The following is a 21,796-nucleotide window of genomic DNA, read 5'->3' on the forward strand; positions in this document are numbered from 1 at the left end:
ACTCGCACTGAGTACTGCGTTTGCTCTTTCTGCGTGTAGTTCTTCTAAGGACACCTCACCTGAGGTAGAGCAGTCGGTGGGATTGGCTGTGGATGCACCTCGAGTAATGGTGCTAGATCCTGGTAGTGGAGATCGCCAGCTCCTGAAATACAAGGATATTACTGCTGCAGAAGAGGCTGCTGCCCAAGAAGTGATGATTAATATCTCTGAGGGCTTTGCGCAAACGGTGGTTGATGCTGCAGCTGTTGACCCCCAGGCCCCTGCTGGTGGAGATGTCACCACAATCCATCTCCCGGTAACTGCTTCTACTAAGGCTGCGGAATTTAGCGATCAGGAAACGGTGAGTGCATCTCGCGATATTTCTGTCACAGTCGGTGATCCCACCATCAGTGATACTTCTCAAGCTGCTGATGCTAATTCCGCGGAAGGATTTGCTTTAGGAATCCGCGCAACTGATAGTGGACAGCACACTACTTTGAGTTTCGCGGCACCGGTTGATTCCACAGAGCCTGGTCGGATGCTCATGGAACAAAACCTTCTCACGTTCACGTCCCTACCCATCGTGTTCCCCACAGAGGAGGTCGGAGTGGGTGCTCAGTGGTCTGTAGATAGCCGTGTCACTGGTGAAGCTACGTTGCTGCAAACAGTGACCTATACGATCACAGAAATAACTGGCGACAACGTAAATGTGGATGTGGAAGTCTCTCAACGCCCCAGCATCGGAGCGCTAGAAATCACGGGGGATAACGCAGAAGAATCCTCCGAACAGCTCACTGTACTTAATTCCAACACCACATCTGTGGGCTCTTTAAGTATTGATTTAAACCAGCCTTTGCCCACTTCAGGACAGGTTTCCTGGACCACTCGCGTGATTTACGGCGGAGCTAATGAGCAGGTGCGCGTGGTGCAAGATGCCACCTCTTCTGTGAGCTTCGGCGATGAACAATCCCAGATAAGTCATTAAATTAGGGGTTGCCAACTCCCTTATCGATGGCGCATACTGAACGACATGATCCTTCAATAGTCACCACCCCACGAAAATTTTTACATTTTTAACACCATCACTTCTTTAAGCGATGCCGTGTTGTGACTTTGAAGGACTTTTTATGCGCACTTTTGCCACTTATATTTCTATTGATGGCCTCAGCTTTTCTTATCCAAACACCCACGTTTTAAGCGATATCTCACTTTCTGTTACCAAGGGCGATATCGTGGGTTTGATTGGTGAAAACGGTGCTGGAAAATCTACCCTCCTCGCGCTGATTGCAGGCGTCATGGAACCAGATCAAGGCCATTTATATCTTCCAGAACGCACCGGTTTTATCGCGCAGGAAACGGACTTGCCGTTTGAGCAACCAGTACACATGCTTATCGACGTCGCCGTCGCCCCAGTACGCGCTGTTGACAGCGCGATTACAGAATTATCCGCCCAGCTCGGCGATGCCTCCCTCAGCCCCGAGCAGCAGGCTCAGATCGCCACAGAATTTGATGCAGCGCTCAGCGCTGCAGAAGAACTTGGACTGTGGGAATTAGACGCACGAATTGAAAGTATCATTGCTGGTCTCGGCCTGTCAGATGTAGAACGCACGATCCCCATTGGTGAGCTTTCAGGTGGTCAGCGCCGTAGGTTCGCTCTTGCAGCCTTGCTGCTGGAGCCACATGATGCATTGATTTTAGATGAGCCAACCAACCACCTTGATGATTCCGCTGTGGATTTCCTCATCACAGAAATCACGGCCTTTACCGGCCCGGTGTTAATCGCGAGCCATGATCGTTTCTTCCTCGATGCTGTGTGTACAGAGCTCGTAGACCTTGATCCAGCGCTTGGGCCTGAAGGTGGTTCTGGCGAAGAAGTACAACAAGCTGTAGCTTTCGGTGGTGGATTTTCCGAATACATCACCGAGCGTGAATCTCGTCGCATCAGGTGGGCGCAGTTATATGCAGCTCAAGAGGCAGAACGTGACAAGTTGGAAATAGCAACAGGCACCACAGAATCAGATATTTTTCACCGCTCAGTGTCTAAATCTGAATCTAAAATCACCACGAAGTTCTACGCCGATAGGGCTGCTAAAACCCAAGGAAATAGAGTCCGTTCTGCGAAAAACCGCCTCGAAGAATTAGACCGCTACGCTATTCCCGCTCCACCGCAACCACTTGAGTTCCAAGGCATTCCAGACTTTGAGCGGCACGGACACGGCGAAACAGTAGAAATCCGCGCAGTCGGTGTCGAAGACCGATTACGTCCACTGACTTTCCATATTGATCCCGGTGACCATATTTTGGTCGAGGGTCCCAATGGGGTGGGAAAATCCACGCTGCTCAGTGTCTTAGACCATGCATTAGCCCCGACAGAAGGTGAATTGATCATTCCAGAAGGGTTAAGGATCGCCCGCCTCAAACAGGACGATCAGTGGATCGAAGCACAGTTGGATACCCCGGTCGACGAACTTTTTGCCGCGCTTTCCACCGGCCCGAGAGAACTTAACCTGGTGGATATGGGACTGTTGAGGGAGACGTCGCAAAGCAGCCCGCTGCGGGACTTGTCGCTCGGCCAACGCCGGCGCGTCTCGCTAGGCCTGATCCTGGCCAGCCCGCCAGATCTTTTGCTTCTCGACGAGCCCACCAACCATCTTTCCCTCGCGCTGAGCGAGGAACTTGAGGCCGCAATAGAAAAATTCCCCGGCCGTGTCATTCTGGCCAGCCACGATAGGTGGATCAGAAAACGTTGGACGGGGAAGAAAATCAGCCTGAGCTTTTAAACCCTACTGAACTGGAGCCTCTTCAGCTGGTGCTTCTTCAATAACTGGAGCATCAGCAGGAGCCTCTTCGATTCCAGCTGGAGCATCAGTACCAACGCACATTGCAGGAACCTGTTCCGGAGCAACGGTGTTGGTGATCAAGATACAAGCCCAATCCTGGGACAGCTGCCAGTTACCATCAGTGTTCACAAACTCCACACCCTCAGCCTCTTGCTCAGGACGATCTGGAAGCTGGAACATGACAGTGGTCAGCACTTCAGAGGTTGGATCATAGCCAGGAAGCACAGATCCCACAACCTGGAATTCCGCACCGGACTGTACCTTGGCCTGAGTCATGGTCTCAAAGAGCTCAGGGGCATTTTCCGAGCCCTGAACGGTCTTGACCTTCTCCTCAAGTGGGGCCTCAGGATCAGTTGCCACTGCCAAAATTGCATTGAGCTCTTCAGCAGTTGGATACTGAGCAGCCGCATCAGAAGCTGCCGAAGTACTGGAAGATGCGGTGGTGCTGGACTCCGTTGAGGAATCATCACTGCTGGAACATGCGCTGAGGGTCAGCGCTGCTGCAACTGTAAAAGTAACTGCGGTTGCCTTGAAAAGCTTCACGATGAAAATAATCCTTTGCTCTAATCTTTGGTCACCAAAATATCTACCGAATATCTATCAGCTTATGTTTTAAAGTAAACACCGGATGATTACCTACATCATCCCCACACTAAACACACCTAGTCTAAATGGTTTAGTAGCGCGACGTTTTCGATGACTTTCCCAACAAAGGCTACACGTGATTCATTTGTGACCAACATCTGAACGCGTGGCAAGAAGCTGGCAATCCACTGCTGTGCACATAACAACCCCAGCTAGTTGATACGCTAGAGCGCATGTCGATGCACCACTCCACACCATCTAACAATGATGAAAAACACACTTCCATTACCCAAAAAGTTGCGGTGATAACAACCGGCGGAACCATTGCCTGCACCTCAGATGCCAATGGACACCTCCTCCCCACCGTGAGTGGCGCGGAACTGCTCGCCCCTATTGCACCTCGATTTAATGGTGCACAGATCTCTTTCGAAGTCCACGAAATCAACCGACTCGATTCCTCCTCTATGACTTTTGAGGATCTAGACTCCATCATCGCCACCGTGCACAAAGTCCTCGAAGACCCTGAAGTCGTGGGTGTTGTGGTTACTCACGGCACTGATTCCATGGAAGAATCCGCCATTGCAGTAGATACCTTCCTCGACGATCCACGCCCCGTGGTATTTACCGGTGCACAAAAACCCTTCGACCATCCCGAAGCTGATGGCCCAAATAACCTTTTCGAGGCCTGCCTCATCGCCTCCGATTCCTCTGCACGTGGCATTGGCGCACTAATAGTCTTTGGCCATGCGGTGATCCCGGCGCGTGGGTGCGTCAAATGGCACACCTCAGATGAACTCGCTTTTGCCACCAACGGCCCAGAAGAAGCAGAACGCCCCGATGCCCTGCCACTGCAAAAATTGGCAGATGTATCAGTAGAAATCATTCCGGCATATCCGGGAGCTTCCGGAGCCATGGTGGAGGCAGCTCTTGCAGCTGGCGCCCAAGGCCTGGTGGTGGAAGCTATGGGTTCTGGCAATGTGGGAGCTCGCATGGGCGATGCCCTAGGTAAAGCTTTGGATGCCGGAATTCCTGTGGTGATGACTACCAGAGTGCCTCGTGGTGAAGTTTTCGGAGCGTATGGCGGAGCAGGCGGTGGCGCTACTTTGGCAGCCAAGGGCGCTATTGGTTCACGTTATTTCCGCGCAGGTCAGGCACGTATTCTGCTTGCCATTGCGATTGCTACCGGCGCGCACCCTGCCACCTTGTACTAATCCTCTGCACTTCCAGTACCGTGCTGGGCAAACCACTCCGCCCAATCCAAACTATCTAACGGATCTGCTGGCTGAAGTTGGGGATCATCAATAGCAAAGCTTTTGGTTTTCCCCTTGGTGGTAGTGCGAGTTTCAAAACGCACAGATACCACCCCATGGCCTGCACCTTGTACCCAACCATGCCCAAAATCTTGGTGATAGACATCCTGGGTAGCTCGCCATATCGTGGATACAGTTTCTTGCTCCACCTCCACGATTGAACTTTGTGGAGATGAAGATTGCACGCCTGCTTCATAATCCGTATCTGGCGCAGGCGCCTGCACAATTTGCTGATCAAGCTCTGGGAACAAAATATCTTGGCGGGACTCTTCCAGCCCGGAAAAACCTACTCCCACCAAACGAATTGGTCCTACTTCACCCGGATAACGCGCAAGGCGAAAAGCTGTTGCTTCCAAAGTCGCATAATCATCTGTGGCATAAGACAAGGTATAAGACCTAGATTCAATGCGAAAATCTGCCATCCGCAATTTCACGCTCACGGTCCTTGCTCCTCGACCATCCTTGAGCAGCCGTTTATGTGCACCTTCGGCAGATTTAACAATCGCAGCATCAACCTGTTGGCGAGTGAGAAGATCCTTTTCATAAGTGTGTTCTTGAGAAATCTGCTTAGCTTCCGCACGAGGCTCTACCGGACGATCATCTTTGCCACGGGCAAGATTCCACAAGGAAATACCAATAGTCGCACCCAAACTGATCTCCACTTCCTTTTGCGTCAGCGCAGCTAAATCCCCGATGGTTTCAACACCCATGCTGCTCAGCTTCGACCCAGTAACCGGCCCCACTCCCCACAAGGCACCAACTGGCAATGGATCAAGCAGATCATGCTGTTTTTCCACAGGCACAACAAAAACACCATCAGGCTTCGCCTCACCTGAACCAATCTTTGCAATCTGCTTCCCAGAACCAGCCCCCACCGAAGACGGCAGCCCCGTGACCTCCAGAATTTCTGCCCGTAATTCCTCCGCCCACTGGCGTACTTCCTCAGGAGTTGCACCCACTAAAGCTTCAGGCTCCATAAAACCTTCATCAATACTGAGCCGCTCTACAATTCCGGCACGTTTTTCTACAATTTGAAACACCCTACGAGACGCCGCGGAATACACCAGATGGCGAGGTGTCACCACCACCGCGCCAAAACCCACCCGCGCTTTAGCCTGATGCATGGGCATCGCAGATCGCGCCCCAAATTTTCTCGCCTCATAGGAGGCACCAGCCACAACTCCCCTGCCAGATACACCACCCACCAAAACAGGACGACCTCTTAGAGTAGGCCGAGTCAACTGTTCGCAAGACGCAAAAAATGCATCCATGTCGATGTGCAGAACCCAGCGTTGCATATTTTTATGCTAGTTGACCAGCCGGTTAAATGGTTAATCGTTGAAATGTTCGATTAACTCTCGGTGGAGTGTTCTGAACTGTGGGGTTTAGAGTTCGACTTCATATGGTCGACTTCAGTACGATTTTCCAAATTTTCCTAGTGAAGTCGAATACGAGAAGTTGAGCGCGAGAAGTCGTTGTTAAGAAGTCGAACTTTAGGACTCTGGATTTAACTCAGTGGTCCTTTTTAAGTTCAAGATCAGTCTCTTTTTACCCAAAAACTGAGTGCTCTCGAGTACGTGGAATTGAGCACGCGATATTGAACTTAAGATCTCGAAAATGCGGTCTCGAAAGTAAGAAATCTCCCTTAATCTCCCTTTAATGCCAAATCAAGGGTTTTATTGGTGAGCCACAGGGGTGGGGCGTCGTAAAGCAACTGCGACGACAACCAGCACGATGCCGACTAGCTCAGCCCATGACAGCATCTGTCCCAGTGCGAGCGCTCCCATGAGCGCTGCGCTGATGGGCAAAATGGCCAGCAGGACTGCAAAATAGGAGCGGCCGGCCATTCTCAGCACGACCTGATCAAGGCCATAAGGAATGACAGCAGACAGCAAACCAAGGCTGAGAGCTAGTCCAATAATTTGGATAACACTCAGATCAGTTGAGCCCATGCCTGGCCACCACCACAAAGCTAATGGGAAAGACAGCACCGCTGCCCAGGTAAATCCGACGGCCATGCCCATGCGACTGGAGGATGCATCACCGGCAATGCGGTTTCCCGCAATGATATAAATAGCCCACAACAGAGCTGCTGCCAGGGCAAACATCACGCCAACACTGTTACTGGACCATTGTGCGCCACTGATCACCAACACGCCCACGCCGGCCAAGATCAAGGCAAACCAATCACGAACTGTGCGACTGCCTAAGGCAGCGACAGCAATTGGTCCCAGAAATTCAATAGCTACCGCCGTGCCCATGGGGATTCTAGCGATCGCTTCATAGAAGGTGATGTTCATTGCCAGCGTGGAGATGCCATATAGAGCAGCATAAAAACCAGTTTGGCCGAGGAAATTACGCACAGCGGGTCGGTACAGCACAAGCAAAATAACAGCTGCGGCAGCAATGCGCATCCAGGCCACTAAAGCTGGGGAGAAATCTTCAAAAAGCCCCACTGCCAACGCGGCACCTGCATACAGTGAAACGCCATTGAGCACCATCAAAATGGGAGCAAGTACCGGGTTATTTTTCTTTGGAGAAGTACCACTCTGAGCACTTACATCATTGTTCACAGAGCAATACTTTACGTGGTGCCCGAAGCTTTCAGAATCGCGGTGGCAGTAAAAGCCACAATGGGATTATCATCATCGATTAATTGCTCTGCTAACTCCCGTGCGCGACTGCTGGAGCTGGTAAATTCCGCCAATGCCTGAGTAACGCGTCCCCGAATAGGAGACATCGTCTCAGACTGCACCAGCAGGTACTCAAATTGTTGCACTATGTCAGAGGTTTTCGGCTCACTATAACCTGCTAAAAGTTCTGCTGCTTCAACATCACGCATTCCTGTTTTCACCATATCCAGGAGTTCTGCCACAGCTTGTGCATCATTATTTTTCCCGAGCACCAGCGCGACTTCTGCACGTACCCGCGGCTCCTGATCTGTCAACAATCCTCTCAAAATCCCCATGAACTCTGCAGTTAGTGATGCGCTGGCCATAATTTTGACGGCTCTTAAACGCACCTCAGCATCTTTTGAGTTAATCCCCCGTGCCGCTAATGCCACGGCTTTTTCACCTTGTTGCACAACTGCCCAGGATAAGGCTCCTTCCGCGTTGAGGTGTGTCTCTTTTAACGCAGATTCCACTAAGGTTTCCGCCGCGATTGAGGTACGCCCGGAGCCGGCATCAAATGCAAGGGATTGGCGCTGTGCAGGATCTACCGAGCGCAATCTCTGCAAGATCTGCACCACATCTAAGGCAGCATCCCAATCGCTGGCACTGGCATTTTTCACTGCTTTCAGCCGCGTAAGTAACTCTCGTTCCGTCTCAATCCGCGCTGTCGTTTCAGCGATCAGCTCTGTGATTATGCCCTGTGGATCAAAAGCATCATCGTCTAGTGCGTCATGTACTTGTTGCAGACTCAGTCCCAAGCTGCGCAGTCCTTCAATATAAAAAATTCTGCGCAGATCATCTTCAGAAAATGTGCGGTATCCGCTGGAGGCGAGCTGCGGACTCACAAGCCCTAATTTCTCATAGTGTCGGAGCATGCGCGCGCTCACTCCACTGCGCTGAGAGACCTCACCGATTAGCATGGCCCCATATTATCTACTCGGCGTGCGGCCTCAAGGTCTGCCAAAAAATCGGAGTCGGGATCAGTAAAAAGCTTGAGGGTTGCCACTGCATGCGCCTGGGCGGCTTTGCCCGCCATACCGCTTAAGAGCTTGCTTATCGACGCTCCCCTCCATTCCAATTCAGCCAATGCCCGGCTCAAACTCCGTTGTATATCCGCCTCACCTTGCCCCAGCTCTTGGATAAGCTGCTCCCCTAGCCACTCCATGTCAGCATCTGGAACTAAACCAGCAAATGTACGCCACGCGGTTTGTGCAGTATCGCTGCGATGTAAAAGTTCAGATCGTATCTTCAGCTCATTCCAGGTCGTGGCAACTTTGAGCTTGGATAATGTGTGTAGCGCTTGACTTGCTGCAAAAGGACGCTGCGCTCTATCTGCATCAAGCTCCCTCACTAAAAGTGGGATTACCTCGTGGACTGGCATGCGTGTTAAAGCCCACGTAAGCGTGTCTCTAACAAAGAAATCTTCGTCCACGCCACTGCGCTGAATAAGTAGAGGAAGAACCTCTATTTGGGCAGAAGTTCCTGCGGCCAATGCTGCTTGCATACGAACCTGTGCTTGCGGATGTTCAAAATTGTTCATGCCCCTTATTCAAAACCTTGACACTGTGTCAAGGTCAAGAAAGCCTTCAACCCGTCGCACTTGAATGCGACGGGTTGAGGGAGGAGATAAAACTTAAGTGGTGTTTAGTTTTTGGTCACCTTGGCAGTAACTCCTGCAACGATATCGTGGGTCTCACCATCAAGTGCATCAGTGGTGATCTCGAAAGATGTTGCGAGAACTTCAGCAGCGATGTGATCAGCATGGGTGGTGATCCAGCCCTGCTTCTCTTCAGGGACACTGATGAGAACAGAAATGCGGTCAGAAACTTCAAAACCGGAGTTCTTACGAGCATCCTGCAGGCCACGGATTGCATCCGCTGCCCAGCCTTCAGCTTCAAGTTCTTCAGTGACGTTCATGTCCAACACAACAAGACCATCGACGCCATCAATCTGCGCAGTGGAATCAGGGTTTGCTGCAACAAGACGCTCAGTGAATTCACCATCATTGAGTGAAATACCGTCAGCAACAACCACATCGCCCTCGCGAGTGTAGTTTCCAGCCTTGACTGCCTTGATCACGCGCTGGACATCCTTGCCCAAACGAGGACCGGCAACCTTAGCGTTAACAACAACCTCAAAGGTTCCTACGGCATCTACCTCAGAGGTCAGCTCAACGTTTTTCACGTTGACCTCATCGCGGATAATCGCTGCGAAATCAGCCAAACGATCAGCATCTGGCAATGCAACAGTCAAGCCAGGAAGTGGCAGACGGTTACGCAGCTTGTGGGACTTACGCACAGAGGAAGCTGCAGAGCAGACGCCGCGGATTTCATCCATGGTGCGCACCAAATCAGCATCAGCTGGGAAAGAGTCAGCAGATGGGAAGTCGGTCAGGTGGACAGAACGCTCACCGGTTAGTCCACGCCAGATCACTTCGGTGGTCATTGGCAGCAGTGGAGCTGCCACGCGGGTGAGGGTTTCCAGCACGGTGTACAAGGTGTTGAACGCCTCTGGGTGTGCTTCATCGCCAGCCCAGAAACGATCACGGGAACGACGCACGTACCAGTTGGTCAATGCATCGCAGAAGTTGCGCACCAAATCGCAGGCCTTGGCAATATCAGTGCCATCCATCGCAATTTGGGTCTCTGCTACCAGGTCATGCAGCTTCGCCAGGATGTAGCGATCCAACACGTCGGTGGAATCAACAGACCAAGTGGCCTTCTTGGAGGTGTAGAGCTGCAGGAAGGAATAAGCATTCCACATTGGCAGCTGTGCCTGGCGGACACCTTCACGGATACCCTTTTCGGTCACAATGAGGTTGCCACCACGAAGGATTGGTGAGCTCATGAGGAACCAACGCATAGCGTCTGAGCCATCACGATCGAAGACTTCGTTGACGTTAGGGTAATTCCCCTTGGACTTAGACATCTTCAGTCCATCATCGCCCAACACGATGCCGTGTGCGACAACCTTCTTGAACGCAGGGCGATCAAAGAGCGCGGTGGACAACACGTGAAGCAGGTAGAACCAACCACGGGTTTGGCCGATGTACTCCACGATGAAGTCAGCTGGTGCGTGGGTATCAAACCACTCTTTGTTCTCAAATGGGTAGTGCACCTGAGCAAATGGCATGGAGCCGGAATCGAACCAGACGTCGAGCACGTCGGTGACGCGGCGCATAGTGGACTGTCCGGTTGGATCGTCTGGGTTTGGACGAGTCAGCTCATCGATATCAGGACGGTGCAAGGACTTTGGACGCACGCCGAAGTCTGCTTCCAGCTCATCGAGGGATCCATAAACATCAACGCGTGGGTATTCATCATTGTCAGAAATCCACGCTGGGATTGGTGAGCCCCAGTAGCGGGAACGAGAGATGTTCCAATCGCGTGCGCCTTCTAGCCACTTGCCGAACTGGCCATCGCGGATGTGGGCTGGCATCCAGGTGATGTCTTGGTTGACTTCAACCATGCGGTCGCGGATTTCGGTGACGTTCACGAACCATGATGGCAGAGCCATGTAGATCAGTGGCTCACCGGAACGCCAAGAGTGTGGGTAGGAGTGCTCGATGGTCTGGTGGCGAACCACACGACCAGCAGCCTTGAGATCCCTGATGATGTCCTTGTTGGCATCAAACACCAACTGGCCCTGGTACTCAGGAACCAAACCAGTGAACTTGCCGTCCATATCCACAGGGATAACAGCCTCGATACCAGCAGCGTTACAGGTAGCCATATCGTCTTCACCGAAGGCTGGAGCCTGGTGGACGATACCGGTGCCGTCTTCGGTGGTGACATAGTCTGCGCCGAGAATCTGGAATGCCTTCGCATGATCACGGAAGTATCCAAAAATTGGTTCATAGGTTAATCCAACCAATTCAGAACCAACATGCTCAGAAATGATAACTGGCTCGGTGCCAAGTTCCTTAGCGTGTGCGCCCAGCAGATCCTTTGCCAGCAGCACGCGCTTGCCGACGAACTCTGCTTCACCGTCTTGCGCAACCTCAACCAATGCGTAAGTCACTGATGGGTGAACAGCAAGTGCCAGGTTGGATGGAAGGGTCCACGGGGTGGTCGTCCAGGCAAGAGCCAATGCGCCCACAAGGTCAGCGTTCGCAGAAGAACCTTCAATGACACCGGTGACTGGGAAAGTCACTGTCAGCGTAGGATCCTGACGCAGCTTGTAGGAATCATCTAGACGGGTTTCCTGGTTGGACAGCGGAGTGTGCTCTGCCCAAGAGTAAGGAAGCACGCGGAAGCCTTGGTAGATCAGGCCCTTGTCGTAGAGTTCCTTGAACGCCCAGATCACGGATTCCATGAAGGAAAGATCCATGGTCTTGTAGCCGTTTTCAAAGTCCACCCAACGTGCCTGACGGGTGACGTACTCTTCCCATTCCTTCGTGTACTGCAACACAGAGGTCGCACAGTACTCGTTGAACTTGGCAAGACCCATGGCTTCGATCTCGCCTTTGTCTTTGATGCCGAGCTGTTTTTCTGCTTCTAGCTCTGCAGGAAGACCGTGAGTATCCCAACCGAAAACGCGAGGCACGCGGTAGCCACGCATGGTCTGGTAACGAGGAACAATGTCTTTGACATAACCGGTCAGCAAGTGACCATAGTGTGGAAGACCATTTGCAAACGGAGGGCCATCATAGAAAACATAATCTTCTGAGCCTTCACGCTGATCAATACTGGCCTGGAAAGTATCATCCTGTTTCCAGTAGTTCAGTACTTTTTCTTCCATCTCTGGGAAACGAGATGATCCACCAGATAAGTCAACTTGTGGGTAAACTCCGCCAACGGCTTCAGCCATGAGTGTGGTTTCCTTAATCCTTTGCGCAAGTAATTGGTCATTAACTTGCGGGGACGCCCCTCATGATGCGGACGCGGTACCACCCTGCTTGAGCTAAAAAACTAGCTCCACTTCGTTGACCTGAAGGCCTATCACGGTCCCACCCGTTCGGTTCTACTAAGCTTCTTTGCTTCAAAGATGCGGTTCTTCCGAAAAGCTCCCCGGTGATTGCCGGATCATAACCTCTATGCCTCTACGTTAGTGTGTTGCGCAACATGGCGCAACATGCAACATACACAGCGTTATGCATGGTTACCGGGTTTTACTCTTCTGCCACACATCTACTAAAAAGCACATAAGTCCCGCCGATACAACGACAATCAGCAGCACTGTCCATGTGTGAGATGGAGTAATCACAGTGATGACCAACAGGATAAATCCAATGAAAGAAAGAAGTATTGCGGCGATGAACACCAGAGTCACATGTCCTTGAAGTGCACTATAAGGAAAACTCCCGGGGGCCGGTGTGATGCACTTGCATCATTTCCGGACCCCCGGGAGCCGGGAGAAAGATTGTTTAATCTCTCTTTTACTCACCAGATGGTTTGTTTGCACCATTGTTGCTTGGTGCGGAAGAACCACGTGCGTTGAGTTCTTCCAGCTGGCCCTCAAGCAAAGACTTCAGGCGAGTGCGGTACTCGCGCTCAAAGATCTGTAGCTCAGAGATTCGGGTCTCCAGAGCATTCTGCTGCTCCTTAACCGCTGCCATGGTCTCAGTGTGCTTGCGCTCAGCATCAGCCTGGAGGGCGTTTGCCTTATCCTCCGCCTGGCGGATCTGGGCTTCTGCGCGAGAAGTAGAAGCTGCCAAAGTAGCTGCGGACTTCTTCTCTGCATCAGCGACAAGGTTCTTAGCCTTGAGATCTGCTTCGCTCACCAAGGTGTTTGCGCGGGATTCTGCGTTAGTAACCAGAGTGTTAGCACGGGACTCAGCGTCAGAGATCTGCTTTTCAGCATTAGCGCGTGCATCTTCCAGAGTGCGGTTGGAGGAGCTATTTGCTTCCTCGATCTGCTTCTCTGCAGCTTCACGTGCTTCATTCAGCATGGAGGTAGATTCGGAACGAGCCTCAGAAGTCAGGCGGTCTGCCATCTCCTGTGCAAGTCCGAGAACCTTAGCTGCCTGCATGTGGGTATCCACATTTGCCACACCTGCAGAAGCTGCGGCGACACCAGCACCAGCAGCTGCTGCACCAGTACCAACTGCTGCAGCCTTGGTGGTGTTGTTTGACGATGCTGCATTACGAGCGTCAGTCTTTGCCTTCTCAGCTTCAGCACGAGCTGCCTTCGCATCATTCTGAGCGCGCTGCAACTGATCCTGAGCTGCCTTCGCATCATTCTGAGCCTTTTGGGTGGCCTTGGATGCATCAGCAAGCTTGGAAGCGTATTCGGTGCGCAGCTTCTCTTCGATTTCCTTGCGCAACGCTGCCTCATCGACAGACTTGGTTGCTACCGCAGCACCTGCACCTGCAGTTGCCGAACCAGCGGAAGAAGATCCACCATCAGCAGCTTGTGCTTCGAGCTCTTCGACCTGCTGCTTAAGGTCTTCATTTTCCTCTTGGAACTGCACGAGGGCGTCCTCGACGAGATCCAGGAACTGATCAACCTCGTCTTCGTTGTAGCCACGCTTGCCGATAGGCGGCTTATTAAAAGCGACGTTATGCACATCAGCTGGAGTCAACGGCATTAGCGGATTCCCTTCGATTTAACGGTGGCCCCAGGCAGGGCCGGGACTCAGACACAAGAATCTCTCATGACTGGAATTTCCATTTATCATACTGTTCTTCACACGTCATTGTAGCCAGCAGTCATTTTTTATCTGACATACGCGCCGAAATCCTCGAAGAGAATTCCAAAATCCTGCAGGCTTTCACTGGCATTAGAGCCTAGAAAGCCCCATACCGATGACAACTATGTGAACGAGGCCTACCCTACCCCTTACAATTACAGATTTGTCATTTGAATTGCATGTTTGCAATTTTTTAACACTTAATCGGTACAACTGAAACGGCTCTCACCTATACCAATTCGTTACCAATGTTATCCTTGTCACAATTTAAGAAAGCTTGCTTTTCGACGCCTCACGTCGGGTGTGCGGAAAGGGGGTAAGAATATAAAATTCCCGCATCAAAAATGATGCGGGAATTTTATATTTAGCCTACTGTTTTCGCCACTAAGCGAAGGCTCGAAGTAATTGCTGCACAATCGACAAGATGAAAAACAGCACAAGAACGGAAAGGTCTAAGCGCACATTCCCCAACGGAAGTGGCGGGATCACACGACGCAACAATTTTACGGGTGGATCAGTGACCACAAACACCGGTTCTGCAACATAATAGAACCACTTTGGTGGCGCGAACGACCTAGAAAATGACTGGATCATCTCAATGACAATGCGGGCGACAAGCACCCACGTGTAAATGCCGATGAGCCAAGCTAGCAATAATGCAATGTTACCCACGAGGAAACAGCCTAACTGAAGTTTTGAGAGTATGAAATTGAAAATGCCACAAGAACATCAACAACTTCATAATAGACGTAAAAACCCACCGCAGACCTGGTACAAGAAAGTTAAAGGTCCATGGCGGGCTCTAAGAGTTAGTCTCTGAAGGATTTCCGATCACGCTGCACATGTGGCGAAGATAACTAGCTCCTCACCGTAGTGACCCGGTAAATCAACACCTAAACGGTGTATTTAGCGAAGTCGTGCGGCGCGCTCAAGCTCAGATGAGCTAACGGTAGAAAGCTCAGGGACAACAGCAAAGGTGAGGCTATCGATTTTCTGCATCTTGCCACGCAATGCGAAGCATAGGCCTGCAGCAAAGTCTACGATGCGACGTGCATCTTCACGGGAGAGCAATCCCATATCGAAAACTACAGCGTCACCATCGCGGAAAGCTGCGCCGATAACCTGAGCATCTTCAAATGAGTGCAGCTCTACTGGAACAATGGTGGACTGGTAAGAACGTGGTGCTGGAGCTGCAGGAGCTGGCGCTTCTGGCGAATAGCCGTAGTCACGCTCACGATATTCAGGTGCGTACGCTGCAGTGCCCTCGTAGCGAGGTTCATCTGCATAATAAGCATCCTCGTGCTCTGCTTCATACGGAGCGAGTCCGAAGAATTCTTTAGTCTTCTTGAGCATGGACATGGCAGTTTCCCTTCACCTGGAATGTCTTATTTTTCATGTGCAGCTGGGGCGCTCGTCACACCCTTCACTTAATTTTCTACGCTAGCGCTCGGTTCCCAAGAATTTCAGTTCCGACACGCACGATTGTCGAGCCGTGTTTTATTGCCTCAACTAGATCTCCAGACATACCCGCTGAAAATTCCAACGACCTGTGAAAGTGATCCTCTAAACCTGAAAGTACGTCTTTTGCCTGGAAAAAAGCTTTTTCAGTGTCCCAGCCAAGTGGTGGGACACACATGAGGCCTTCAAACCGTAGGTGTGCGCTTTGGTCTATTACTTCAGCAAGTTGCGTGACTTGATCCAATGGTGTGCCGCCTCGGCTCGGATCTCCATCAAGGCTGAGTTGAATAAAACACGGCAGTATTTCTTGGCTGCGGTCGCCGCGCTCTAGTGAAAGCGCCACTCCCCGATTCAAGGCCTCAGCGATTTTCTCACTGTCTACGGAATGCACTGCTGCAGCCCACCGTGCGATGGAATTGGCTTTCTTTGATTGGATTTGACCAATCATATGAAAATCCATATCCGGAATTTCCAAAGCCTTTGCGCGAGCTTCCTGCTCCCGGTTTTCTCCCACGGCGGCGACACCCAAATTTTGGAGAAGTTTAATATCTTCCACTGGGTGATATTTAGTCACTGGCAAGAGCTGTACACTCCCCGCAGGGCGGTTACATTCCTTGAGGGTCGCGTCGATACGCGCTTGCACCTGCTGCAGGCGTACCTGCAGCTCTTCTTGGCGCTTCACGTTATGCCTCCTTTGGCAACCAGACGACGCCTGCTTGGCGGCCCGTGGTGCCTTCGCGGCGGTAGGAAAATAAATCTTCATCTTCAATGGTGCATCGTGGATCTGAATCAATCATTTGCACCCCAAGGCTGAGCATTTGGCGCAACAGCCCTGCACGAATATCTAAACCTGTGCTGCCTTTTGTAGTGCGAGCGATGGAGCCTGGAAGTTTGGCTTCCACATCGCGGGCCATGGCTTCTGGCACTTCATAACGCGCACCTGATGCAGCAGCACCCATGAGCGCGTGGATGCGGTTTGGAACAGCGCCCAATTCCACCATTTTCTCAATGGTTTTTGCCACGATGCCGTTACGTGCTCCCATGCGTCCAGCATGCACTGCAGCGATCACGCCAGCTTCTGCATCGGAGAGCAACACAGGAACACAGTCTGCAACCAAGACAGCCAGGGCCAGGCCTCGCTGCGTGGTAATCAATGCATCTGTGGCTTCTACAGCTTGCCCATCGGCAGGTGCAGCATCGATGACGGTAACGGTATTGGAATGAATCTGCTCCATATAGACAACATCATGTGACGCTAAGCCAATGATTGATGCCAAACGAGCTCTGTTTGCTGCCACGGACTCCGGGTTGTCACCGACGTGATCACCAAGGTTGAAGGACTCATAAGGAGATTGCGAAACCCCGCCGGCACGGGTCGTGAAGACCTTGCGGACGGGGCGGGTGCGAGGGTCAAGACTATCCATAGGGATTAAGTCTATTCACCTTCTTAGTTACTGGAGGAAGCTGGGTACATCCAGGTCGTCTCCACGGTCATCGCGGCGGTCGTCACGTCGATCATCGCGGCGGTCGTAAGAACGATCGTCACGTCGATCATCGCGACGCTCGTCCCTACGGTCATCGCGGCGATCATCGCGGCGATCATCGCGGCGGAAGTCACGCTCACCATTGGTGAACAGGCCACCGCCGGAACGAGTCTCCTCGATGCGATGACGAGCACCCGCAGAACGAGACTGGTAAGGATCATTATCTTCGCGAGCTCCGCCGAAGATGCTTTCCTTCTCTGGAGGCACAGTTGCGTTAGACGCTGGTGCCTGCGCTTGTGGTTCATTCTCTACTACTGGAGCAGCAGAGATACCTGCGCGACGAGCTTCAGATGCGTTTGCACGAGCAGCATCAAAGCCGGTTGCGATAACGGTAACGCGGACTTCATCGCCCAGGTTGTCATCGATGATGGTACCGAAGATAAGGTTCACATCTTCATCAGAACGCTCACGGACCATGGACGCTGCCGCGTTAACTTCCATGAGGCCTAGATCAGAGCCGCCAGCAAACGACAGCAGCACTCCAGTTGCACCATCCATGGTTGCTTCCAGAAGTGGAGAGTTAATGGCTTGCTCAGTTGCGGATACAACGCGGTTATCGCCCCGCGCAGAGCCAACACCCATGAGAGCAGAACCAGCTTCAGACATAACGGAGCGAACGTCCGCGAAGTCCACGTTGATCACACCAGGAATGGTGATCAGGTTGGTAATACCCTGCACACCGTTGTGCAGAACCTCATCCGCTGCGCGGAAAGCTTCCATGATGGAAAGGTTCGCGTCACCGAGTTCCAACAAACGATCGTTTGGAATCACGATGAGGGTGTCACAGACTTCTTTGAGGGCTTCAATGCCCTCTTCAGCCTGACGGGTACGGCGACGGCCTTCAAATTCAAAAGGCTTGGTTACAACACCAATGGTCAAAGCGCCCATCTTTTTGGCAATCCCTGCCACGACTGGTGCAGCACCTGTTCCGGTGCCACCACCTTCGCCGGCAGTGACGAAGACCATGTCTGCGCCCTTGATGGTTTCTTCGATTTCGTTTTTGTGATCTTCTGCGGAGGTGCGACCAACTTCTGGGTTTGCGCCTGCGCCAAGACCACGAGTGGCTTCACGTCCGATATCGAGCTTTACGTCGGCATCAGAGAACATAAGAGCCTGCGAGTCGGTGTTCACCGCGATGAACTCCACGCCTTTGAGGCCTTCTTCAATCATGCGGTTGACGGCGTTGACTCCGCCGCCGCCCACGCCGACGACCTTAATCTTAGCGAGGTAGTTGTTCGGTGAGGTCATTGTCGATGTCTCGCCTTTCGAAGAGTTGATACTAAAATTTGTGCTTTTATTAAATCTTAAGATGGCGTCCAACGAGGTTGAGCGACCGCCTAAAAATACTTAATCCGGCTGACATATATCTTGTGCGAAAAACACCTCAATATGTCGGACATTTACGGCGGCGTGTCGCTACTCTCAACCTTTACTTTAGGGTTGTTGAGGTGGGTAAACACGAACCGCAATCAGGCTAACCAGAACTATCCAGCCACTTTAGCGGACTGTCACCATTGTGGGTGAGCTAATATTCCAATGTTGCCCCTCCCGCTTCAAAACTGTCGACATTGCGACAGCTTTATCATGACTGTTGTCAGAAGATCCCCAGTAGATTTCTCGTCCATCTTTCATTTTGAATAAAATATCAAACTGATCTGGCGCCTCAACTACCTCGATATTCTCTATTATCTGCGCATCTTGTTCCTTAATTGCATTGATGGCAGCAATAACCGCTGGCAGCACTTCTGAGTTCTCTTCATCAGCACCAGCAACTTCAACAGTTCCAACCGGGGGTGTGCCAATGATAATTTCTTTACCCTCACTGTCGATGACATGGTCGCCATCGCTGCGTTTCACAAACACGGCAGGTTCCCGCTCTACCAAGTCCACCGTCATGGTGCTTGGCAAGGAGCGGTTCACAGTTACTGATTTCACCCATGGCAATTCCACAATATTTAATGCTGCAGAAGTCGCGTCAACGCGCAGAAGGTTTTCCCCTTCTACGATCCCGGACACCTCCAAGACTTGGTCTGGGTCAGTCCGCGTGGCGCCTGCCACATCAATGTTTCCCACTTTGAGGATGGGTACAAACCAGGCAACCATACCTAGAATTGCCACGAGGACAACCACCGCACCAATCACAATGGCGATGACTTTTTTGTTCACGCTAGTCCTGCCTTTGTATTTTCAAGACAATTTTAGTCTTGGAATCGATCCAAAATCTCTGGCGCAAGCATAGTCACCGAACCAGCACCCATGGTCAACACGATGTCATGTGGTCCAGTGATTTCTGCAATGCGCTCCGGAACTGCGGAGAAATTAGGTTCATAGACAACTGGAATAGTCATCGCATCAGTAATGATGTGCGAGGACACCCCATCTACGGGTTGTTCACGAGCGCCGTAAATCTCCAGCACCACTGCTGCATCAGCGAGCGATAATGCTTCAGCAAATTCCTTCTGGAATTCCATGGTTCGGGAATACAAGTGTGGTTGGAAAGCAACGATGACGCGTCCCTTTCCGGCAGCTTCCACGCGTGAACGTGCAGCGCTGAGCACTGCAGAAACCTCTGTTGGGTGGTGTGCATAATCATCAAATACGGAAGCACCTTCAAATGCTCCGCCTTCCACAGTGCCGTGGAATTCAAAACGGCGTCGTACACCGGAGAAATCAGACAAGCCTTCAACAAGCTTCTCGACGTCCCCTCCCACCAGGTATCCGGCCAGCAGGGCGGCTGCACCGTTGAGCACCATGTGATCACCAGGAATTTGCAACACCACAGATACTTCTACGCCATCGATGTCGATGGTCGCGCGTGTTCCCTCTGCAACAACTTGAGAATCCACGATGGTAGCCAACGCAGGAATCTCTGGATGGGCTTCGGCTGCTTCAACAGTGCCGTATCCAACGGTTTTAATACCCTTGCGGACTGCGCGTTCGCCCAGCTCTGCAGCGTGTGGATCATCTAGGCAGACAACGAGCTTTCCACCTGGGATAATTTTACCTGCGAAGTCGTCGAACACTTGGAAATATGCTTCAGCTGTTTTGAAATAATCCAGATGATCTGGTTCCACGTTGGTCACCACAGCAATTTTTGGTGAGTACCTGAGCAACGATGCATCCGACTCATCCGCCTCAGCGATGAACACTTCACCGGTCCCATGATGCGCGTTTGTACCAGCTTTATTTAGCTGTCCACCAATAGCAAAACTTGGATCCATTCCTGCAGCCTGCATGGCAACAACAGCCATAGAGGTGGTGGAGGTCTTACCGTGGGTTCCCGCGATCAACACCTGTTCATACCCTTGCATGAGTTCACCCAGCAGATCTGAACGACGAATAACTGGGATACCCTCTTCATGAGCGCGAACCAATTCAGGGTTGTCCTGAGGGATAGCTGCAAATGACGTAACCACAACGGTGGGAAGCTCACCTGATAATTCCAGGTTTTCTGCACTATGGCCTACTGCAATTGTGGCGCCCACAGCACGTAAAGGCAGCAAAGTGCGAGAATCTTTGGCATCAGATCCAGTGACGGTCTTGCCACGCGCCAGAAGAATGCGAGCAACACCAGACATGCCGGCGCCGCCGATGCCAATGAGGTGGACGCGAGAAAGATCTATGTCCTGCACTAAATCCAAATGTGGAGTTGTCACCTTAAAACTATTCCTTTACGTTTCGTGTTTAGTTTTGTTTAGTAAGTATTATCTCGGCGATCATATCTGCGATCACCGTTGAAGCGTTTCCTGCGGTGGATGCTCTCGCAGCTGTTGCCATCTCTTGGAAAGTTGCCGGGTTGTGAAGAATATCGAAAGTGGCGTCGAGAAGCGTCTGGGCGGTGAAGTCCGCATCGTCGATCTGGCGCGCGGCGCCTGCTTCAATGACCGCTCGGGCGTTTAACGCCTGCTCACCGTTGCCATGTGGCAACGGCACATAAATCGCGGGCACACCAGCAGCGGTAACTTCAGCAACGGTCATCGCACCAGACCTGCACACGATGAGATCTGCCACGGTATAGGCCGCTTGCATATCCTCGATGAAAGGCACTGGACAGTATCCTGGGCGCACTTCCGGGAGCTCATTTTTCTTACCAACGGCATGCAGCACCTGGAAGCCTGCTTTAAGCAGCTCATCCAGGGCTTCTGCGACAGCTTTATTGATACTCGCAGAACCTTGGGAACCACCAGTGACCAAAATGGTGGTGCGATCTTTTTCTAATCCCCATGTTGAGCGTGCTCGATCAGCTGCTGATTCATCTCGGTCTCCGCCAAGACCTGCGCGGATAGGAATTCCTACAACTTCCCCATCCATGCCAGAACCTGCAACCGCATTGAGACCGACTCCGCCAAGCTTCACACCCATTTTATTCGCCATGCCTGCTCGTGCGTTTGCTTCATGCACGAAAAACGGCAATCCTAAAGATTTTGCCGCCATATACGCTGGCGCAGACACATATCCGCCAAAGCCAATGACAGCTTGAGCCTGTGTTTCTTGCAGAATTTTACGAGTCTGTCCAAGTGCTTTAGATACCCGCAACGGAAGCTTCAGCAAATCTAGATTGGGCTTGCGAGGAACTGGAACAGGCTCAATGAGCCGTAGCTCAAAACCGCGATCTGGTACCAAAGTTGTTTCCAAACCACGGGCAGTGCCCAAGGCTGTGACCGTTGCATTATGGTGCTCGCGCAGTGCTTCAGCTACTGCCAACGCAGGTTCAATATGACCTGCGGTACCTCCACCTGCAACTACAATCCGAATGGGATCTTGAGGTTTAGCCATC

The 21,796-nt window shown here is 51.8% G+C and carries 18 protein-coding genes; 3 read left to right on the plus strand and 15 right to left on the minus strand.

Features of this window, described 5'->3' with window-relative positions; genetic code table 11:
- Positions 1-76: 76 nt before the first annotated feature.
- Entirely contained in the window at positions 77-964 is an 888-nt protein-coding gene (locus ccrud_RS09370; RefSeq protein WP_082868805.1) for a hypothetical protein, read from the plus strand.
- A gap of 142 nt (positions 965-1,106) precedes the next feature.
- Positions 1,107-2,759, plus strand: coding sequence for an ABC-F family ATP-binding cassette domain-containing protein (locus ccrud_RS09375; RefSeq protein ID WP_066566663.1), 1,653 nt, complete (start codon positions 1,107-1,109; stop codon positions 2,757-2,759).
- Between the two features lie 3 nt (positions 2,760-2,762).
- On the opposite strand, the gene ccrud_RS09380 is transcribed toward ccrud_RS09375, so the two are convergent.
- Entirely contained in the window at positions 2,763-3,362 is a 600-nt protein-coding gene (locus tag ccrud_RS09380) for a WKL family lipoprotein (RefSeq protein ID WP_066566670.1), read from the minus strand.
- A 275-nt stretch (positions 3,363-3,637) separates the two neighbouring features.
- On the opposite strand from ccrud_RS09380, the gene ccrud_RS09385 reads away from it, so the two are divergent.
- On the plus strand, positions 3,638-4,615 hold the full coding sequence (locus tag ccrud_RS09385) for an asparaginase (protein WP_066566672.1): 978 nt from the start codon (positions 3,638-3,640) through the stop codon (positions 4,613-4,615).
- Here the strand turns inward: ccrud_RS09385 and ccrud_RS09390 are convergent.
- The 14 genes from ccrud_RS09390 to murG form a co-directional block, all read right to left on the minus strand.
- On the minus strand, positions 4,612-6,012 hold the full coding sequence (locus ccrud_RS09390; protein ID WP_066566675.1) for a DNA polymerase IV: 1,401 nt from the start codon (positions 6,010-6,012) through the stop codon (positions 4,612-4,614). The genes ccrud_RS09385 and ccrud_RS09390 overlap by 4 nt on opposite strands.
- Before the next feature lie 378 nt (positions 6,013-6,390).
- Positions 6,391-7,215, minus strand: coding sequence for an EamA family transporter (locus tag ccrud_RS09395; protein ID WP_074025623.1), 825 nt, complete (start codon positions 7,213-7,215; stop codon positions 6,391-6,393).
- Between the two features lie 83 nt (positions 7,216-7,298).
- On the minus strand, positions 7,299-8,306 hold the full coding sequence (locus ccrud_RS09400) for a MerR family transcriptional regulator (protein WP_066566678.1): 1,008 nt from the start codon (positions 8,304-8,306) through the stop codon (positions 7,299-7,301).
- The gene (locus ccrud_RS09405) at positions 8,300-8,926 is read right to left on the minus strand and encodes a HEAT repeat domain-containing protein (protein WP_066566680.1); all 627 of its coding nucleotides are present in this window, start codon (positions 8,924-8,926) and stop codon (positions 8,300-8,302) included. The genes ccrud_RS09400 and ccrud_RS09405 overlap by 7 nt, the downstream gene beginning before the upstream one ends.
- A 104-nt stretch (positions 8,927-9,030) precedes the next feature.
- Positions 9,031-12,195 (minus strand): isoleucine--tRNA ligase, encoded by a 3,165-nt coding sequence (gene ileS, locus ccrud_RS09410; protein ID WP_066566682.1) that lies wholly within the window; start codon positions 12,193-12,195, stop codon positions 9,031-9,033.
- A gap of 568 nt (positions 12,196-12,763) precedes the next feature.
- A complete protein-coding gene (locus ccrud_RS09415) occupies positions 12,764-13,915 on the minus strand; it encodes a DivIVA domain-containing protein (protein WP_066566685.1) in 1,152 nt (383 codons plus the stop codon).
- Between the two features lie 486 nt (positions 13,916-14,401).
- The gene (locus tag ccrud_RS09420; protein ID WP_066566687.1) at positions 14,402-14,689 is read right to left on the minus strand and encodes a YggT family protein; all 288 of its coding nucleotides are present in this window, start codon (positions 14,687-14,689) and stop codon (positions 14,402-14,404) included.
- Between the two features lie 234 nt (positions 14,690-14,923).
- Positions 14,924-15,376 carry a cell division protein SepF gene (locus ccrud_RS09425; RefSeq protein WP_066566689.1) on the minus strand — a complete coding sequence of 151 codons (453 nt, stop codon included), beginning with the start codon at positions 15,374-15,376 and terminating at the stop codon, positions 14,924-14,926.
- 76 nt (positions 15,377-15,452) lie between these two features.
- Positions 15,453-16,157, minus strand: coding sequence for a YggS family pyridoxal phosphate-dependent enzyme (locus ccrud_RS09430; RefSeq protein WP_066566692.1), 705 nt, complete (start codon positions 16,155-16,157; stop codon positions 15,453-15,455).
- A 1-nt stretch (position 16,158) separates the two neighbouring features.
- Positions 16,159-16,899 carry a peptidoglycan editing factor PgeF gene (pgeF, locus tag ccrud_RS09435; RefSeq protein ID WP_066566695.1) on the minus strand — a complete coding sequence of 247 codons (741 nt, stop codon included), beginning with the start codon at positions 16,897-16,899 and terminating at the stop codon, positions 16,159-16,161.
- 27 nt (positions 16,900-16,926) lie between these two features.
- On the minus strand, positions 16,927-18,267 hold the full coding sequence (gene ftsZ, locus ccrud_RS09440) for a cell division protein FtsZ (protein ID WP_066566696.1): 1,341 nt from the start codon (positions 18,265-18,267) through the stop codon (positions 16,927-16,929).
- A gap of 249 nt (positions 18,268-18,516) precedes the next feature.
- Entirely contained in the window at positions 18,517-19,185 is a 669-nt protein-coding gene (gene ftsQ / locus ccrud_RS09445; RefSeq protein WP_066566698.1) for a cell division protein FtsQ, read from the minus strand.
- A gap of 32 nt (positions 19,186-19,217) precedes the next feature.
- Positions 19,218-20,597, minus strand: coding sequence for a UDP-N-acetylmuramate--L-alanine ligase (murC, locus tag ccrud_RS09450; RefSeq protein WP_245670410.1), 1,380 nt, complete (start codon positions 20,595-20,597; stop codon positions 19,218-19,220).
- A 106-nt stretch (positions 20,598-20,703) separates the two neighbouring features.
- Positions 20,704-21,795: an undecaprenyldiphospho-muramoylpentapeptide beta-N-acetylglucosaminyltransferase gene (gene murG, locus ccrud_RS09455; RefSeq protein ID WP_066566703.1), complete on the minus strand. Its 1,092-nt coding sequence runs from the start codon at positions 21,793-21,795 to the stop codon at positions 20,704-20,706.
- Between the last annotated feature and the right edge of the window lies 1 nt (position 21,796).

Origin of the sequence: Corynebacterium crudilactis (assembly GCF_001643015.1) — a bacterium.
Taxonomy (GTDB): Bacteria; Actinomycetota; Actinomycetes; order Mycobacteriales; family Mycobacteriaceae; genus Corynebacterium; species Corynebacterium crudilactis.

What these genes read in the sequence shown, in the direction of transcription:
- ccrud_RS09400 (WP_066566678.1), bottom strand. Translation starts at nt 8,306, where the DNA reads ATGCTAATCGGTGAGGTCTCTCAGCGCAGTGGAGTGAGCGCGCGCATG.
- ccrud_RS09390 (WP_066566675.1), bottom strand. Translation starts at nt 6,012, where the DNA reads ATGCAACGCTGGGTTCTGCACATCGACATGGATGCATTTTTTGCGTCT.
- pgeF (WP_066566695.1), bottom strand. Translation starts at nt 16,899, where the DNA reads ATGGATAGTCTTGACCCTCGCACCCGCCCCGTCCGCAAGGTCTTCACG.
- ccrud_RS09415 (WP_066566685.1), bottom strand. Translation starts at nt 13,915, where the DNA reads ATGCCGTTGACTCCAGCTGATGTGCATAACGTCGCTTTTAATAAGCCG.
- ileS (WP_066566682.1), bottom strand. Translation starts at nt 12,195, where the DNA reads ATGGCTGAAGCCGTTGGCGGAGTTTACCCACAAGTTGACTTATCTGGT.
- ccrud_RS09385 (WP_066566672.1), top strand. Translation starts at nt 3,638, where the DNA reads ATGTCGATGCACCACTCCACACCATCTAACAATGATGAAAAACACACT.
- ccrud_RS09405 (WP_066566680.1), bottom strand. Translation starts at nt 8,926, where the DNA reads ATGAACAATTTTGAACATCCGCAAGCACAGGTTCGTATGCAAGCAGCA.
- ftsZ (WP_066566696.1), bottom strand. Translation starts at nt 18,267, where the DNA reads ATGACCTCACCGAACAACTACCTCGCTAAGATTAAGGTCGTCGGCGTG.
- murC (WP_245670410.1), bottom strand. Translation starts at nt 20,597, where the DNA reads ATGTCTGGTGTTGCTCGCATTCTTCTGGCGCGTGGCAAGACCGTCACT.
- murG (WP_066566703.1), bottom strand. Translation starts at nt 21,795, where the DNA reads ATGGCTAAACCTCAAGATCCCATTCGGATTGTAGTTGCAGGTGGAGGT.
- ccrud_RS09375 (WP_066566663.1), top strand. Translation starts at nt 1,107, where the DNA reads ATGCGCACTTTTGCCACTTATATTTCTATTGATGGCCTCAGCTTTTCT.
- ccrud_RS09425 (WP_066566689.1), bottom strand. Translation starts at nt 15,376, where the DNA reads ATGTCCATGCTCAAGAAGACTAAAGAATTCTTCGGACTCGCTCCGTAT.
- ccrud_RS09395 (WP_074025623.1), bottom strand. Translation starts at nt 7,215, where the DNA reads ATGGTGCTCAATGGCGTTTCACTGTATGCAGGTGCCGCGTTGGCAGTG.